This window comes from Alteromonas sp. Cnat2-8 (assembly GCF_022348355.1).
Lineage (GTDB): Bacteria > Pseudomonadota > Gammaproteobacteria > Enterobacterales > Alteromonadaceae > Alteromonas > Alteromonas macleodii.
The window spans coordinates 139,771-154,466 of record NZ_JAKREX010000003.1 but is presented as its reverse complement, the minus strand read 5'-3'; the positions used below and the strand labels follow the sequence as shown (position 1 = coordinate 154,466).

Annotated in this window: 16 protein-coding genes; 6 read left to right on the top strand and 10 right to left on the bottom strand. The window is 46.3% G+C overall.

From position 1 onward, the window contains the following. Positions 1-13 precede the first annotated feature (13 nt). Entirely contained in the window at positions 14-2,671 is a 2,658-nt protein-coding gene (locus tag MHN00_RS08530; RefSeq protein ID WP_239300915.1) for a M14 family zinc carboxypeptidase, read from the bottom strand. Between the two features lie 160 nt (positions 2,672-2,831). Between MHN00_RS08530 and nfuA the strand changes: the two genes are divergently transcribed. After that, positions 2,832-3,410, top strand: a complete 579-nt coding sequence (nfuA, locus tag MHN00_RS08525) for a Fe-S biogenesis protein NfuA (RefSeq protein WP_014951369.1) — start codon at positions 2,832-2,834, stop codon at positions 3,408-3,410. Positions 3,411-3,675: 265 nt separating this feature from the next. On the opposite strand, the gene MHN00_RS20450 is transcribed toward nfuA, so the two are convergent. Then, positions 3,676-3,801 carry a hypothetical protein gene (locus MHN00_RS20450; protein WP_275443096.1) on the bottom strand — a complete coding sequence of 42 codons (126 nt, stop codon included), beginning with the start codon at positions 3,799-3,801 and terminating at the stop codon, positions 3,676-3,678. Between the two features lie 82 nt (positions 3,802-3,883). On the opposite strand from MHN00_RS20450, the gene MHN00_RS08520 reads away from it, so the two are divergent. The 3 genes from MHN00_RS08520 (at position 3,884) to MHN00_RS08510 (ending at position 6,061) form a co-directional block, all read left to right on the top strand. Continuing rightward, the gene (locus MHN00_RS08520; RefSeq protein ID WP_343213212.1) at positions 3,884-4,606 is read left to right on the top strand and encodes an aspartate/glutamate racemase family protein; all 723 of its coding nucleotides are present in this window, start codon (positions 3,884-3,886) and stop codon (positions 4,604-4,606) included. A 69-nt stretch (positions 4,607-4,675) separates the two neighbouring features. After that, complete coding sequence (locus MHN00_RS08515) at positions 4,676-5,059, top strand: VOC family protein (protein WP_014951372.1); 384 nt, start codon at positions 4,676-4,678, stop codon at positions 5,057-5,059. Positions 5,060-5,344: 285 nt separating this feature from the next. Beyond that, on the top strand, positions 5,345-6,061 hold the full coding sequence (locus tag MHN00_RS08510) for a class I SAM-dependent methyltransferase (protein ID WP_239300914.1): 717 nt from the start codon (positions 5,345-5,347) through the stop codon (positions 6,059-6,061). Between the two features lie 75 nt (positions 6,062-6,136). Here the strand turns inward: MHN00_RS08510 and MHN00_RS08505 are convergent, their stop codons facing one another. Beyond that, entirely contained in the window at positions 6,137-7,483 is a 1,347-nt protein-coding gene (locus tag MHN00_RS08505) for an MATE family efflux transporter (RefSeq protein WP_014977798.1), read from the bottom strand. Positions 7,484-7,604: 121 nt separating this feature from the next. On the opposite strand from MHN00_RS08505, the gene MHN00_RS08500 reads away from it, so the two are divergent. After that, entirely contained in the window at positions 7,605-8,831 is a 1,227-nt protein-coding gene (locus MHN00_RS08500; protein WP_075177170.1) for a polysaccharide deacetylase family protein, read from the top strand. 79 nt (positions 8,832-8,910) lie between these two features. Here the strand turns inward: MHN00_RS08500 and MHN00_RS08495 are convergent, their stop codons facing one another. Genes MHN00_RS08495 through MHN00_RS08470 form a run of 6 tightly spaced genes read right to left on the bottom strand, consistent with a single transcriptional unit; the run spans position 8,911 to position 13,510 of the window. After that, entirely contained in the window at positions 8,911-9,498 is a 588-nt protein-coding gene (locus tag MHN00_RS08495) for a GNAT family N-acetyltransferase (protein WP_014951376.1), read from the bottom strand. 1 nt (position 9,499) lies between these two features. Further along, positions 9,500-10,144 (bottom strand): SCO family protein, encoded by a 645-nt coding sequence (locus tag MHN00_RS08490; protein ID WP_014977801.1) that lies wholly within the window; start codon positions 10,142-10,144, stop codon positions 9,500-9,502. Then, positions 10,141-11,058 (bottom strand): heme o synthase, encoded by a 918-nt coding sequence (gene cyoE / locus MHN00_RS08485; protein WP_014980735.1) that lies wholly within the window; start codon positions 11,056-11,058, stop codon positions 10,141-10,143. Before cyoE ends, MHN00_RS08490 begins: the two co-directional genes overlap by 4 nt. After that, positions 11,051-12,268 (bottom strand): COX15/CtaA family protein, encoded by a 1,218-nt coding sequence (locus tag MHN00_RS08480; protein ID WP_239300913.1) that lies wholly within the window; start codon positions 12,266-12,268, stop codon positions 11,051-11,053. The genes cyoE and MHN00_RS08480 overlap by 8 nt, the downstream gene beginning before the upstream one ends. A gap of 5 nt (positions 12,269-12,273) precedes the next feature. Then, on the bottom strand, positions 12,274-12,813 hold the full coding sequence (locus tag MHN00_RS08475; protein ID WP_014951380.1) for a hypothetical protein: 540 nt from the start codon (positions 12,811-12,813) through the stop codon (positions 12,274-12,276). Then, positions 12,806-13,510, bottom strand: a complete 705-nt coding sequence (locus tag MHN00_RS08470) for an SURF1 family protein (protein WP_239300912.1) — start codon at positions 13,508-13,510, stop codon at positions 12,806-12,808. The genes MHN00_RS08475 and MHN00_RS08470 overlap by 8 nt, the downstream gene beginning before the upstream one ends. A gap of 45 nt (positions 13,511-13,555) precedes the next feature. On the opposite strand from MHN00_RS08470, the gene MHN00_RS08465 reads away from it, so the two are divergent. After that, a complete protein-coding gene (locus MHN00_RS08465; protein WP_239300911.1) occupies positions 13,556-13,765 on the top strand; it encodes a DUF2909 domain-containing protein in 210 nt (69 codons plus the stop codon). 15 nt (positions 13,766-13,780) lie between these two features. Here MHN00_RS08465 and MHN00_RS08460 read toward each other — a convergent pair whose 3' ends face one another. Then, positions 13,781-14,674 (bottom strand): cytochrome c oxidase subunit 3, encoded by an 894-nt coding sequence (locus MHN00_RS08460; protein WP_014951383.1) that lies wholly within the window; start codon positions 14,672-14,674, stop codon positions 13,781-13,783. Positions 14,675-14,696: the final 22 nt, after the last annotated feature.

The following is a 14,696-nucleotide window of genomic DNA, read 5'->3' as shown; positions in this document are numbered from 1 at the left end:
CTTTCAAGCTGATTTAGCGAATAAAGTGAGACTGGTAGATTGCATTGGCCAGCATCTTGTTCGTGCCATACCAGTACCCTCTAAACTGCGTATTGTCGGTAAAGCCAATGACAACGCCGCGCCCCATTTTTTGAGTCGTCACAGCAGTTGATTCAGCCATTAGCGCAACCATTCTTTTGTCACTAAACCCAGCCATGAGAGGCTCATCAGTGTAGCGTGCAGGTGTTATAAAGGGTGAGCTACTGGCCTCCACTATCATATTATTGGTTTTAAACATGGGCAGTGTGTCGTCATCATAGCCGTAGAATAATGGATGAGTATTGTCGATATTGGCTTCAAACACAGCGCCAGCCACCAACTTTCTGGCGTATAACGATGCGCCATCTTTATAGCTGAGTTCGCTTTCATCGAACGCGTTATCAATACTCTCTCGACTAACAATTTCTACGTCTAACCATTTATGTTGAGCGAAATAACGCAACGCGGATTTCTGCCCCACGATCACGCCACCGGCTTTCACCCACTGCTCAATTTGAGTTCTTTCACTTTCACTAAAGCGATATCCACCGCTAGGGAATAGAAGGTGCGTATAAGTAACGCTAGGATCATTAAGCGCGCTTGTCAGATGTTGTTGCTCAACGATACTGGCAGCTAGCCCCACTTTTGTGTCGAAATAGTGCCATATTTCACCTGCTTCGTATTCGCTGGTACCTTCACCGCCAACAATTAATACTTGAGGTAAGGTTACAGGCGCCATGCTTCGGCTACCCAAATCGTGCCCTGTGGGTGTTAACCCACTGCGCAAACTAAATACAGGCACCTGAAGTTGCTGTTGCGCATCGCGCAAAATGGCCGCCAAGTTTTCTGGCTGACCCAGACCTTTCGGTACAACTATGCTGCCAGGCTGAAGCTCAATGCTGTTGCCATCGTATTTAATAGCGGAAAACGCTTCTTCACTACTACGCACCTTAACGCCAGCTTCCAATAACGTTTGCAGCATGGCTGGCGCATAGTACTGCTGCCATGAAAACGCATACGCGTATGCGTCTGGGTGAATATCGTTAAGTGTTGGTTGTGCAAGTGCGGTGTTGTCGCTAAGTTTTAGGCTTCGCGCATCGCCCCTATCTAGAGGCGCGTAATCCAAATTGAAAGCCAAAGCCAAATTCCACGTTGATACATCGTAAAACGTGTTGTTCTCAAACGAGGTTTGGGTAGAGAAAATTGACTTTACTAAACGGTATTGAGGCTGGTTTGAAGGAATATAAATCGCGCGACCTGCACCATAGCGAACTTTGCTTACCTCAACATCTTTCGTTAACACCTCGTAATTAATATGATGCTGTTCAAGCAATGCAACAAATGCGTTAAAGCGAGCTGTGTCATTCGATGCACTAACAACAAAACCTACCTGCTCATCCTTTTCAGCCAGTGACTGTGTGCTCTTAACAAAACCCGATTGATAATCGAGAATAGCAGCCTTATTTGCCAATGCGCCTCTAAAAGTGCTTAAAGACGTAGTAATTTGATTTGCTATGGTGTCTTTGAAGGCAAGCTTGCCATTAATAGAGTCCTGAATGTGGCCCCGTGAGCTTGCTTGCTCAAAAAGAATACCCACACTGCCGTGTAAATCTGGGTAGGTCGAGCCTTTGCCTGCGTAGAAATCGTCAAACGCTTCTTGGGTAAAATAGAGCTCCCCTTGCTCATCAAACGCGGCAGCATGATACTGGGCAAGCGCTTCAGTTAGCGTTACGTTCTCATCAGGCGTCAGTGGATTTTTACGCGAGCGCACACCAGGCTGGAAAAAATAGGTGCTGTCTGTCCCCATCTCATGAAAATCGGTGAGGATATGTGGGCGCCATTTATGAAACTGTTTAATTCGCGCCTGCGACTCTGGGTGCGCCAGCAATAGCCAGTCGCGGTTTAAATCAAACCAGTAATGATTTGTTCTACCTGACGGCCACCCCTCATCGTGTTCACGATGTCGACTGTCAGAAACCAGCTGCTTGCCCTTGTGCATATTTGCCCACTGAGCAAATCGAGAAAGCCCGTCGGGGTTGAAAGACGGATCAAACAGCACAATATTGTTATTCAACAAGGCATCAATTTCTTTACCTTCAGCCGCGGCCAAATAATAAGCCAGCGCAAGTGAAGCATTGGTTCCGGAAGGCTCGTTACCGTGAATACTGTAGCCCATGTAGAAAATAAGGGGAGCATCGCTACCTACTTTCTTGCCGCTTTCCATTGCATCAATGTGTTGCTGCCTCATCGCCTCAATATTGTTTCTATTTGAGGGCGCTGTGATTGTCAGTAACAGAAGTGGGCGGTTTTCGTGAGTACGGCCGGTTTCTTCAATGGTGATACGGTCAGACTTCTCGGCAAGTAGTTTCATATAATTGACGACTTGGTCGTGACGCACATGCCACTCGCCAATGTTGGCGCCTAGTATCGATTCAGGCGTGGGAATAGCTGGGTTGTAGGATACCGTGTCAGGTAAGTATGCTGTCACCGGCTGCCCGCCTACATCAGGTGCAATAGTAACAGTTGAAGCAGAGGCGGGTTGTGCTAATGATTTCTGACTGGCTGTTGCCCCAAAGGCGATGGTACCAAGGGCTAATAATGAAACGAGTGAGAATGGATTCTTTTTGGCGGTGTAATGCAATTTCGCGAACATAGCGCTTCCCGTCTTGTTGTTATGGTTGAGAATAGTGTCGATGTGCACGCCTCTCAACAAATTCGATTCACTGGAATAATTTATTTAATTAATACCTGACTGTTTTACTCAGGTAAATTTGATACAATAATCCAAATTTCAAAATATGTAGGACTTGCTGATGATAACTATATCAGAAGAAGCCCAGGCTCACTTCGTAAAACTGTTGAGTAAACAAGAGTCTGGCACGAATATTCGTGTATTCGTCGTAAATCCAGGCACTTCGTCGGCTGAGTGTGGCGTGTCCTATTGCCCACCAGACGCGGTTGAAGAAACAGATACCCGTTTGCCATTTAATGGTTTCGATGCGGTCGTAGATGAAGAAAGCGCGCCTTATTTAGAGGAAGCGGAAATTGATTACGTTACCGATCAAATGGGCTCACAGTTAACCTTAAAAGCACCTAATGCAAAAGCGCGTAAAGTGTCTGACGACGCACCATTAATTGAGCGAATTAACTATATGATTGAGTCGGAAATCAATCCTCAGTTAGCGAGCCATGGTGGCAATGTTGTATTGACAGAACTGACTGACGATGGCTATGCCATACTTCAGTTCGGCGGCGGCTGCAATGGTTGCTCAATGGTAGACGTAACGCTTAAAGAAGGTATTGAGAAGCAAATGGTTGAGCAATTCGCTGGCGAGCTTAAGGGCGTGCGCGATGCGACTGAGCACCAAGCGGGTGAGCACTCTTACTACTAAGCGTAATATTGCACTTGCTTAAGTGTATATCTCGATAACTATCTCATGCTAAAGCAAGACATTCACAAAAGCTGGCAACGATTCAAAATAGGTCTATCTATTTTCGTTGTCGGCGTCTTGCTGTTGTTTACCTTAAGTGAACTTCATATCACGCTGCATTACCTGAGCCTTCTTATATTATTTGTCGGTTTCGCTATCGCCATGTTGGGTTACTGGGGAATTTTTATTCAGCGTTTTTCGTTTATAAAAAACAAAAAGCCACCGCCTAAATTCTGATTACTTCCTGCTCTACGCCATACCTTCTTGCCCTATTCTTAATGTAAGCCAGTCTGATTGCATTCAGTTTTACCCATACGCCATACTCTACATTGCGAAGCTGTCTCCCGTTCATTTATGTTCGCCTAGCGCTCGTCTCGGGTTATAGGTAGATTAGAGGTTGCGCAAAGTGCATAACAATATGAAAAGGAGCTGTAGTGAATACAACAAAGAAGTTGGGCCTGCTTGGCGGAATGAGTTGGGAATCAACTGTCAGTTACTATCAAGCCATAAACCGTGGTGTTAATGCTCGACTTGGCGGCCTTCATAGCGCACCGCTGATAATAAGCAGCGTTGACTTTGCCCACATAGAGCAGCTTCAGCATAAAGGAGAATGGGATAAAATCGCCGATATACTGATCCGCGAGGCGAAGCACTTAGAAACTGCGGGTGCAAAAGCCATATTAATTTGTACCAATACCATGCATAAAGTAGCAGCTGACATAGAGCAGAAGATCACTATTCCACTTATTCACATTGCCGACGCTACGGGGTGCGTGTTGCAACAAGATAGGCTTAAGAAAGTTGGGCTACTGGGCACCCGCTTCACCATGGAACAAACCTTCTATACATCCCGCCTTAAAGAGATTTTTGGCATTGAGGTTGTTACTCCAAATGCCCAACAACGAGACACGGTTCATAACATTATTTATGAACAATTATGCAAGGGCGTGATTTGTGTTGAATCCCGTAACGCGTATATTGACATTATAAATGAACTGGCGGCCGAGGGTGCTGAAGGCATCATTTTAGGCTGCACAGAAATTGCCTTATTAGTTCAACAACATCACACCAAAGTTAAGTTATACGATACTACCGCTATCCATGCTTCAGCTGCGGTAGATTTTGCATTAGCTCCCCAAAGCGTTAGCAAAGGGTAAGTAGCGAAACACATATAACCTAACTTTGATAAAAGGGAATTGGCCCTACTATTTTCAGAGGACACAGCTATGTTTAGCCACGTAATGATTGGTGCGAACGACCTTGAAGCATCAAAGAAATTCTACGATGCTATTTTAGGAGTATTAGGATACGAGCCAGGCGTTTTTGATGAATATGGACGGGTATTTTACTACACGCCTAAAGGTATTTTAGCGCTAACAAAGCCGATTAACGGAGAGGCTGCCACACACGGTAATGGCACCACGCTCGGCCTTGCCGCTCGAACACCAGACATCGTTGATGAATGGCATAAAGTAGGAAGCGAGAATGGGGGCGTGCCATGCGAGGACCCACCGGGTATTCGAGGCAATGGGGAACGCCAACTGTATCTTGCTTATCTGCGTGACCCAGCGGGCAACAAGCTCTGTGCCACGCACATCGTAAGAAAATAGCTGTAGTGCTGCCTGCTTAAATGATCACGCTCTTTTTGCAGGCTATTCACTTTTAGCTGTCTATTTGGCCCAAAGCCCTTTGAATAATAGCACTTTGAGTAATAGCGTTTTGGGTAATGCCTAGTTATGTCTACATATAAGCCCTAACCAAACGAAACTGCATAGGTGTTACTGTCTGGCCGTTCAATATCCTAAACGGGTTTCGCCTTTTCTCTTCTTTGCACTATACATTGTTGCTAGATGAATTAACCTTGAACCAGTAAAAGCTCAGCTAACAGAGGGAATATGACACCTGAAGAAACTGGCAAGGCCTACGACACCATTACACACCTTTGGACTCGTCCTGAATTTAATCAGAAAAATGGGTTAACCGCCTACCAAAAAGCATTGTCATTTTTAGCGGCCACCCCATCACAAGAGCCTGATACGGTGCCCAGCGAAGCGCTTGATAAGGGAAAAGCGAGCAATAAAGACAAACCAAAGAAACGAGGTTACGCACTAGACATAGGTTGCGGATGCACCAATCGTTTTGTCCCGGTTATCGAAAGCGCAGGGCTAGCTTACGAAGGCATTGATGTTTCCAAAGATATGCTGGCCATTGCGACGTCCCAATTACCCGCTCATACCTTCTATTGCGCCGACGTGTGTACATTCACTATCCCCAAGCACTATTCGTTTATTAGCGCTTGGGATAGCTTTTGGCATATTCCCCTAACGCAGCAAGAGCCTTTGCTTAAGAAGCTAGTGGATCACTTAGACGATGACGGTGTGTTGCTTTTTAGCTGTGGAGGTACAGATGAAAGCGGCCAACACACAAACGAAGTGATGGGCCCAGAAGTCTACTACGCCTCGCTGGGGCTACATAGATACATAGAAATATTGATAGAAGCAGGCGGGTTTGTTCGTCACGTTGAATTCGATCAGCACCCTGAACTACACACTATTATCATTGTGCAAAAAAGAACCGCGCAAAAACACATTAGCAAGAATAATACTGAATGATGCCTAGAAAAACTGAGAGAGGCAGCGTGCTCAGCACGCCTTCCCTAAGTAAGGTCAGCGAAGCGTTATAAAACACTAGCTTTGCGGTGTCGCTAGCTCACCGCGTTTATCTAATCGATAAAAGCTCCAGGCCAATGTCATACCGCGAGCGAGTAAAAAGGCAAGGAGAGCATACCAAAGGCTGACGTTACCCTGATCTTGCGTGAGATACCAAACGGGGAAATACACCCCTAACGCACTTATTATCATGGTATTTCTCATTGCGCTGGCTCGGGTAAGACCAACAAATACGCCATCGTACAAAAAACACCAATGCGCTAATAGAGGAAGTAATACCATTAAACCAAGATAAGGTAGCGCAGCTTTTACAATGTCACTATGTTCGGTAAGCAGCGCGATAATGGCCTCACCGCCAGCGAAAAATATCAAGCTATAAATAAGGGCAAAAATACTCGACCAGACTAACCCTTGGTAGGTGCGTCGTTTCACTTCGCTGCTGTCTGACGCCCCCTTGGCTTCACCCACCAGCGCTTCCACCCCATAGGCTATGCCATCAAGTCCCAATGCAATAAGAACAAAGAACTGCATGAGTATGGCATTGACGGCCGCCGACGTTTCGCCGTAACGGGCACCTTGAATGGTGAGAAACGCTAAGCAGCCCTGTAATGCTAAGTTACGCAATAGCATGTCACCGTTAAGCTTCATCAGTACCTTACGAGCTGCACGGTTAAACCACGATGCACTCACCGCGACACCGCCTATGCGCTTAAACGCCACCGCTAGCGCCATTATAGCCATGGTATACTCAGCGATAACACTGGCCAGCGCCACGCCAGCTACAGACAAACCAAGCCCGAACACAAACACTACATCGAGTCCCGCATTCAATAAATTTCCCACAATTTGAATAGCCATGACGCTGCGCGTTTTTTGCTGCCCTACTAACCATCCAACTAATGCCAGATTAAGCATGGCAGCTGGTGCGCCCCATACCCGCGTCGAAAAGTAGTCTTGAAGATGCAGGGCAACTTCACTGTTTGGCTGAGTTAAAGCTAAGCCTATAGACAAGATAGGAGATTGAAGAGCGAGTACCACAGCCCCCAACATTAGAGCAACCGCCACCGTTTGCCACAGCACTTTTGCTGACTCTAATGTATTGTTCGGTGAGCCTTTAGCTTGTGCACTCAAGCCTGTTGATGACATGCGAAGAAACCCGCACACCCAGTATATCTGCGTTAAGATAAGTGCGCCCACCGAAGCCCCTGCAAGCATGGCTGGTAAAGACATGTGTCCCAAAACCGCGGTATCCACCAAACCTAATAGAGGCGTAGTAATATTCGCTAAGATCATGGGAAGTGCTAACGCCAACAGACGGGAATGGTCGTCAAAAAAGGAGCGCTGAGTTAGTTGAGCAGGGGACATAAATGATCTCAGTAGGGGTTAATTTCGCTATATACTATCAACCTATGCAGCGGCATAAGTGAAATGCGTACCAGCTTGACCATGTATAAGATTGGCCAAGTCGCATTATTTGGAGTTTACCATGCAATTGAATTTGATTAGGCACTCAGTGGATGATGATATGAAAACCAACAATGTAATTCAAAATAGAACGACGAGTCGTACGCGTTTGAAGATCTTATCTTCAATGCTTGCGGGAATTTTCAATGTTTTGTTGGTCTCACCTAGCATTGCTTCAGGCTCAGATGCAAACCCTGTTGCTGATGCGACTTCCACTACAAAGGAACAAAGTGGTAGTAACATCGACTCTAGTGTGAGCACCACGCCTAACGCCGCCATTTTGCTTTATCACCATGTGTCGTCTTCAACACCAGCCAGTACCAGTATTTCGCCTGAAGCCTTTAAATCGCACATGGAATACTTGGACGCACACCACACTGTTGTTTCGCTTCAGGACGTTGTTTCTGCGATACAACACAACACTACACTGCCAGAAAATGCGGTTGCGATTACGTTTGACGATGGCTACGCAAACATTTTAGACAATGCTCACCCAATACTGGCTGACCTAGGTTTTCCCTATACCGTGTTTATCAACCCTGATGAAATTGGCGTAGGTCCTAAGCAGCTAACATGGGAGCAAGTTATTGCTATGCATAACGATGGCGTTGTTTTTGCCAACCACACGCTAGACCACCTTCATATGCTAAACGGTGAGCAAGCAATGGGCGAGCGCGCATGGCTGGAGAAAGTTTGGCAGAACGTAGAAAGTGCTGAAAAGAAGATTGAAGATAAACTGGATATTAGCCTTAAATATTTAGCGTTCCCGTTTGGTGAATACAACACGGCGCTCGCTAATAAGCTCAAAGCTGAAGGTTACATTGGATTCGGGCAGCATTCCGGGGCTGTGGGCCCATCTAGCGACATGCAGGCACTACCGCGCTTCCCCGCGGCCGGTCCTTACGCCAATTTGGCAACGCTAAAGACCAAGCTTAATAGTCTAGCCATGCCAGTGACGCAAAGTTCACATAAAGACCCTCGTATGACAGCGCGAAACCTGTCATCGCCCATTAGTTTAACGATAGACAGTGACGATGTTCGCCTTACACAAGTAAATTGTTTTTTCGGCGGCGACCCTATCGAGACTAGCCTAGAAGAAAATGTGCTTACGTTTACCCTTGATGAAACCCTTCCAGTAGGACGTTCACGTGTGAATTGTACAGCACCGTCTAATGCGCAATCAGGGCGTTATTATTGGTACTCTACGCCCTTCTTTGTGGCAGATGAGAACGGCAATTACCCAGACTAGGGCATGTCGATAAGGCACATCTATGCTTGAGCGCGAGCGCATATCGATTGGGCTCGCGCGTATATAAGGAAACGTTTACCTATACGGGTTTAGAAAATCGAATAAAACCTTTATTTATCGACTCTTCCACAAAACTATGGCGCTGATAGAAACGAATGGCTGGCACGTTCGACACTTCAACATCTAGTACCACTTTACGTTTGTTCAGTTTTTCTGCTCGCGCTTGCATAGCATCAACCAGTATCGTTCCCACGCCCGTTCGACGGGCACTTTCTTCAACAGAGAGATGGCCTATCATGAGTTCGGTATTAGTAGGCGGCGTAAGATTGATGGCCACGGTCTGATTGCGCATGAGCACTGTCATAGCCTCATCGAGGGTAAAGTACGATGTGATGCTATCAAGGGTCGCCCTATCAAATGTTGCACCAAGTTTGCTGTGCCAAGAGGTCACAACACCGAGTACTTCGTCGCCGCTACACGCCACCCAATGATTCTTAAAGCCATATTGCCCGCCACCGAGCTCCCATGCATGAGACAGGTAGCCCTCAGCTGTTTTATTTTTATTTTGTCCAAAAATAGACGTTAACAAAGACTGCGCCGCATTCAATATAAGCGGCGTAGTTTGCGCAGCATCAGATGCCACACCTTGCCTTATTTTGATTTCCATATTACTGCTTCGAGATTATTATTGGCATATCAGCCAATATTTGCTGGGAATCACTTATCGATAGCTTTCCTGGCTCTCTTTTTGGTTTGAATCTTCCTATCACCCTAGCTTCAGGGTCGACAAGTACGACAGATGCACTGTGATCAACTAAATAGTTGGGGTTATCGGTACTTTCAGCAATGGCATACATCATTCCTAAATTACGTACAAACGGGAATAGCGCCTTGTGCTCTCCAGTTACGGCAATGAACTCCTCATTAAAATAGCTCACATACTCTGAAAGTCTTTCAATTGAATCGCGATTTGGATCAACGGATACAAAAACAATTCGAATAGGTTCGACACTATTTAATGCTTTTAGTTCAGGATATATGCCGTTCAGTTCAGCCATGGTAGTTGGGCAAATATCGGGGCAGAAGGTATAGCCCACAAATACTAAGCTCCACTGTCCTTCAAGCGACGAATTATCAAACACTTCACCTTCATGAGATGTAAGTGAAAACGGTGATAATGCTCTCGGCTCTGGGTAAGTCTGAAAGTATTCAGGCTGACTTTCAACATTTGGGGGCGCGATATACAGCGCCCCTACGATGCCTGCACATAGCGCTAAAAATGCAACAAGGCCGACGGTAGTTCGTTGATTCATAAACTCAGTGGTATGTAGTGATCTAAGAGTAATACGACAAACAATACCATGAGATGAATAATTGAAAACCTAAAAGTTTTCATTGCAGTTTGTGGCTCTGCATCGAATTTTAACTTTAATGCATAGTATAAAAACCCAATGTTAAGCACACTTGAGCCAATCAAATAAATGAGATCGCTCATGCCTGTAAGGTAGGGCAGCAAACATACAAGCCCCAACAATACTGTATACAGCAACACTGACGTTTTCGTAAATGACACACCGTGGGTTACCGGCAGCATGGGCACCTTCGCTTTGGCGTAATCTTTTTCTCTATGAATAGCGAGCGCCCAAAAATGCGGCGGCGTCCAGGTAAAGATAATCAGCACTAAAAGCAGGGCATGGGCATGTATTTCCCCTGTAACCGCGGTCCAACCTAGAAGCGGTGGAGCAGCCCCAGCTAAACCGCCAATCACGATGTTTTGCGGTGTCGCTCGCTTTAAATACATCGTGTAGATAAACGCGTAGCCTACTAGACTTGCTAAGGTTAACCACGCGGTTAGCATATTCACAAAAAGAGCTAACACTACAAATCCAACCACACCTAAAACGCCTGCAAACCACAGCGCGTTGTTTACGCTAACCTTGCCTTTTGCGACGGGGCGATTAAAAGTACGCGCCATCACACTATCTATCTTATGGTCGACAACGTGATTAATAACGGCAGCAGACGCAGACAACATACCAATACCCAATAAGCCACAGATAAGTACGGTTGCGTTTACCCACGAAGGCGTAGCTAAACACATGCCTACTAACGCGGTTAACAGCAACAACATGACGACATTAGGCTTCGTCATTTCATAGTAATCTCGCCACGTGACTACATTGTGCTGACGTGAAGTACGCGCATGTAAAGAGACCGATTTAGCCATGGAAACCTCCTGGAGCTTTAGGGAGAATATGAGAAGACGTTGACGCGTTTAAAGGGTCGTGCAAAGGCGCTTCGTGGATGCTAAATGCACCTGCACCCTGCAGTGGTTTCGAACCTGAGAATGAGCCTGTATTTCGTTTTTCTGTACCGAAGACGTTATCGTTTTCTAGTGCCAAGAATACGGTAAAAATGAGGTTGAGTAGGGAGAGAAGTAACACGGCTGCGACCGCGTTATGCATTACAGCGACAGCCAGCGGCAGCATAAAGATAATGTTACTAAGTCCTAATGCCACTTGCGTGCACAATGCTACCAACATAAACGCACCCACATATTTTTGTTTACTTGTGGTGTAGCGGCTTACCAACACACTTATACCTAGTGCTAGTAAGTATAAAAACGTGATGACCGCGCCGAACCTATGCACTATGTGCATGGTAACTCGTTCGCCGTAATCGTGAGCACCAAACTCATAGTTGTCTGCATCAGGCACACTGAATGCACCTGCCAAATCAATTCTTTCCTGCCAACCGCTTTCACAGACCGGCATTTCCGTACAGGCCAACGCAGCATAATTGGCAGAAGTCCATCCACCAAGAGCAATCTGGGTAACAAGCACGCCAAGCCCAATGAAGGCGAAAAGTTTAAGGTTTCGCTGAAAGACTTTGGCTTGAGGTAAGTCGGTAATATCCTGATCATGCATAGCTGACGCTATGGGCGCTTGTTTAGTTTTCGATGCATCGCCTGCGGTGTTGCGCAAGCGGAGGTAGAGAATAAACAGGCAAGAGAGTACAGAGAAGCCCCCCAGCAAATGCCCCATAACTACGACGGGAAGCAGATTGAGCGTCACGGTCCACATACCAAGTGCTGCCTGGAAGATAATAAGCCCCAGCAGTAACAGAGGTAATTTAACGGGCGTGCCTTTGTCGCGCTGCTGAATAGCAATAATGGCAATAGCCAGTACACACAGCCCCAGCGTTCCTGCAAAATAGCGGTGAATCATTTCATTCCACGCCTTAAACGCCTCAACTGGACGTTCGGGAAAAGCGGCGTTGGCTTGTGCCACTTTTTCCTCACTCAAAGGCACGGTTAAATTACCGTAGCATCCAGGCCAGTCGGGGCATCCTAGCCCCGCGTCGGTCAAGCGCGTATACGCACCGAGAATAATAACGACCGCCGCCAAAAAAATACTGAATAGGGTTAATTTTTTCATGGCCATTATCCTATACGCGATAATTTTAGGAGCTTTCTCATATCTGCCAGCATGTTGCGGCTTTCCATCACGGCGTCTTTTCTATCGTCTTTAATGTCGTAAAAGAGCATGGCGTTATTTTGCGTATCAACAATATAAACACTGCTAGAGGCAAGCGCCGTTGGTGTAGTAACGGGTAAGGTTTCGACAAAAGGGTAGTCTTCTAGCGCGGCTATCGCAGTTTGGTCGCTTGAAGCGGTAGTAACGACCACTGCTTGGGCACGGTCCGATTCTTTACCTAGTGCAAGCCACACTTGGTTAATGCTAAAAAGTGCGTTCTCGCACACTGCGTCACATTTACTTGGCATCACATACAACAAACGCCATTTAGGTTCCGCGTTTTCTAAAAGCGCACTCATGTCGATGGTCGGCGCGAGCAGCTGACCTTTATTTGTCGCGCCTTTAGTAAACCAATCGTTATCAAGTGCGAGCTTTGCCAAAACAACAGGTAAAACAAACACGGCTACCATAATAATTAATGTTTTTTTCGAAGCAGCATTACTCATAACTACGTCCTTTCTTACTAATTGCAAAGCCGCCAATGGCTGCAGCGGCAATGGCTAAACCAAACCATTGAACTGCATAGCCAAGGTGCTTTTCAGGAGACATTACGACGGCCTGATATTCACGAATAAACGCGGGGTCAGGCGTGGTAAGGTGAAGAATAAAGGGTAAAAGTTTGCGCTCTAAGGCGTTGCTTAGTGCAGGGAATTCTATGTGTTGTACCAGCGCGGGGCTTTGCGACAAAGCCATGTTGGTTTCTTTCACTAAGGGGTTGTTACCCGGCACGCTAAGCACGCCGATTAATTCGCGCGTTTGGCTTGTAAAACTTATTTCCGGTAGCGTGCGCGTTAAGTCTGGCGCAGGCACCCAGCCAAAGTTAACCAAGAGCCACCCGACATTGGTATTTACCGGTACGATGACATCGAAACCCACCCGCTGATTGTGAATCTGATTATCTAATAGCAACACATGGTTAGCGTCTATTGCGCCGCTGAACGATACGGTAATATCCCGAGGATCATCATGAGACAACGCCTCTTCTAAACTCAAGGTTCCATTACTTTGCTTTTGCGCTATGCTAGCTAAGCGTTGTTGCTTTTGGACCATGCGATCAAGTTGCCAGTACCCTAAACCGCACATAATCGCCACACTAAAGCCCGTGAGTAACCAAGGAATAACGTGGCGAGTGCGAGAAAACATGATTATTTCGCACCATGCAAAATTAGAATAAAAACAGAGGTGAATATGTTGATAAAAATAGTCCTTGTTGCGTTGGTGCTGTACATGATTGTGAATTTGTTCATGGCGATGCGAATCATGATGAAAAATGAAGCATCAAAAGGGCCTATGAGTAAGTACATTGGTCGACGCGTGCTCACTTCTGCCGTCATTGTTATTATTATTCTTATCGCTATTGGTACCGGTTTAATTACCCCAAACCCAAGGCCTTACTGAGTTTGGGGCTCCCTTTTAAAGTACGTAAACAAAGATGTAGAGCATGACCCACACTACATCTACAAAGTGCCAGTACCAGCTCCCCGCCTGAAACGCGAAGTGGTTTTCAGGCGTGAAATGGCCTTTCAAGACCCTAAAAAACAATACAATTAGAATGATGGTGCCAAGGGTCACATGCATGCCGTGAAACCCTGTGAGCATAAAGAAGGTGTTGCCGTAAATGCCTGACTGAAGTGTAAGCCCCAAGTCGCGATACGCATGTATGTACTCTTCTACCTGTAGGAACAAGAACCCACATCCAAGTAAGATAGTGATACCCAGCATTAGGGTTAGCTGTTTGCGTTTGTTTTGCTCTAGTCCCACATGAGCGAAGTGCAGTGTAATAGATGATATAAGCAAGATAACCGTGTTGATTGTGGGCAAACCCGCAGCACTCATTTCCTGTGTGGTAGTGCCGCCTGGCGTTGACACCAGCGGCCACATGGCCTCAAAGGTCGGCCATAAGACCTCATTGGTCATAGCGTTGTTCGATGCGCCGCCCAGCCACGGAACGGAAATAAATCTCGCGTAGTAGAGGGCGCCGAAAAACGCAGCGAAAAACATCACCTCTGAAAAGATAAACCAGCTCATACCTTGTCGATATGAACGCCCCAGCTGATCGCTGTAAAGCCCTGCCATAGATTCGTCTATTTGATTTTTAAACCAACCTACAAGCATAACGAGCAATACTGCTATCCCCGCTAAAAGGATATGACCGCCATAGCCTGTTTCACCTTTGGTTGCTTGCACCACATAATTGCCCGCACCTACGGCGATAAGAAATAGAGCAACGGCCCCTACGATGGGCCATGGACTTTGTGCGGGTACATAATATTTTTGGTATTCGTGATTCTGTACTTCGGGTTGCATTTTCTTCTCCTTACCCCTTCGG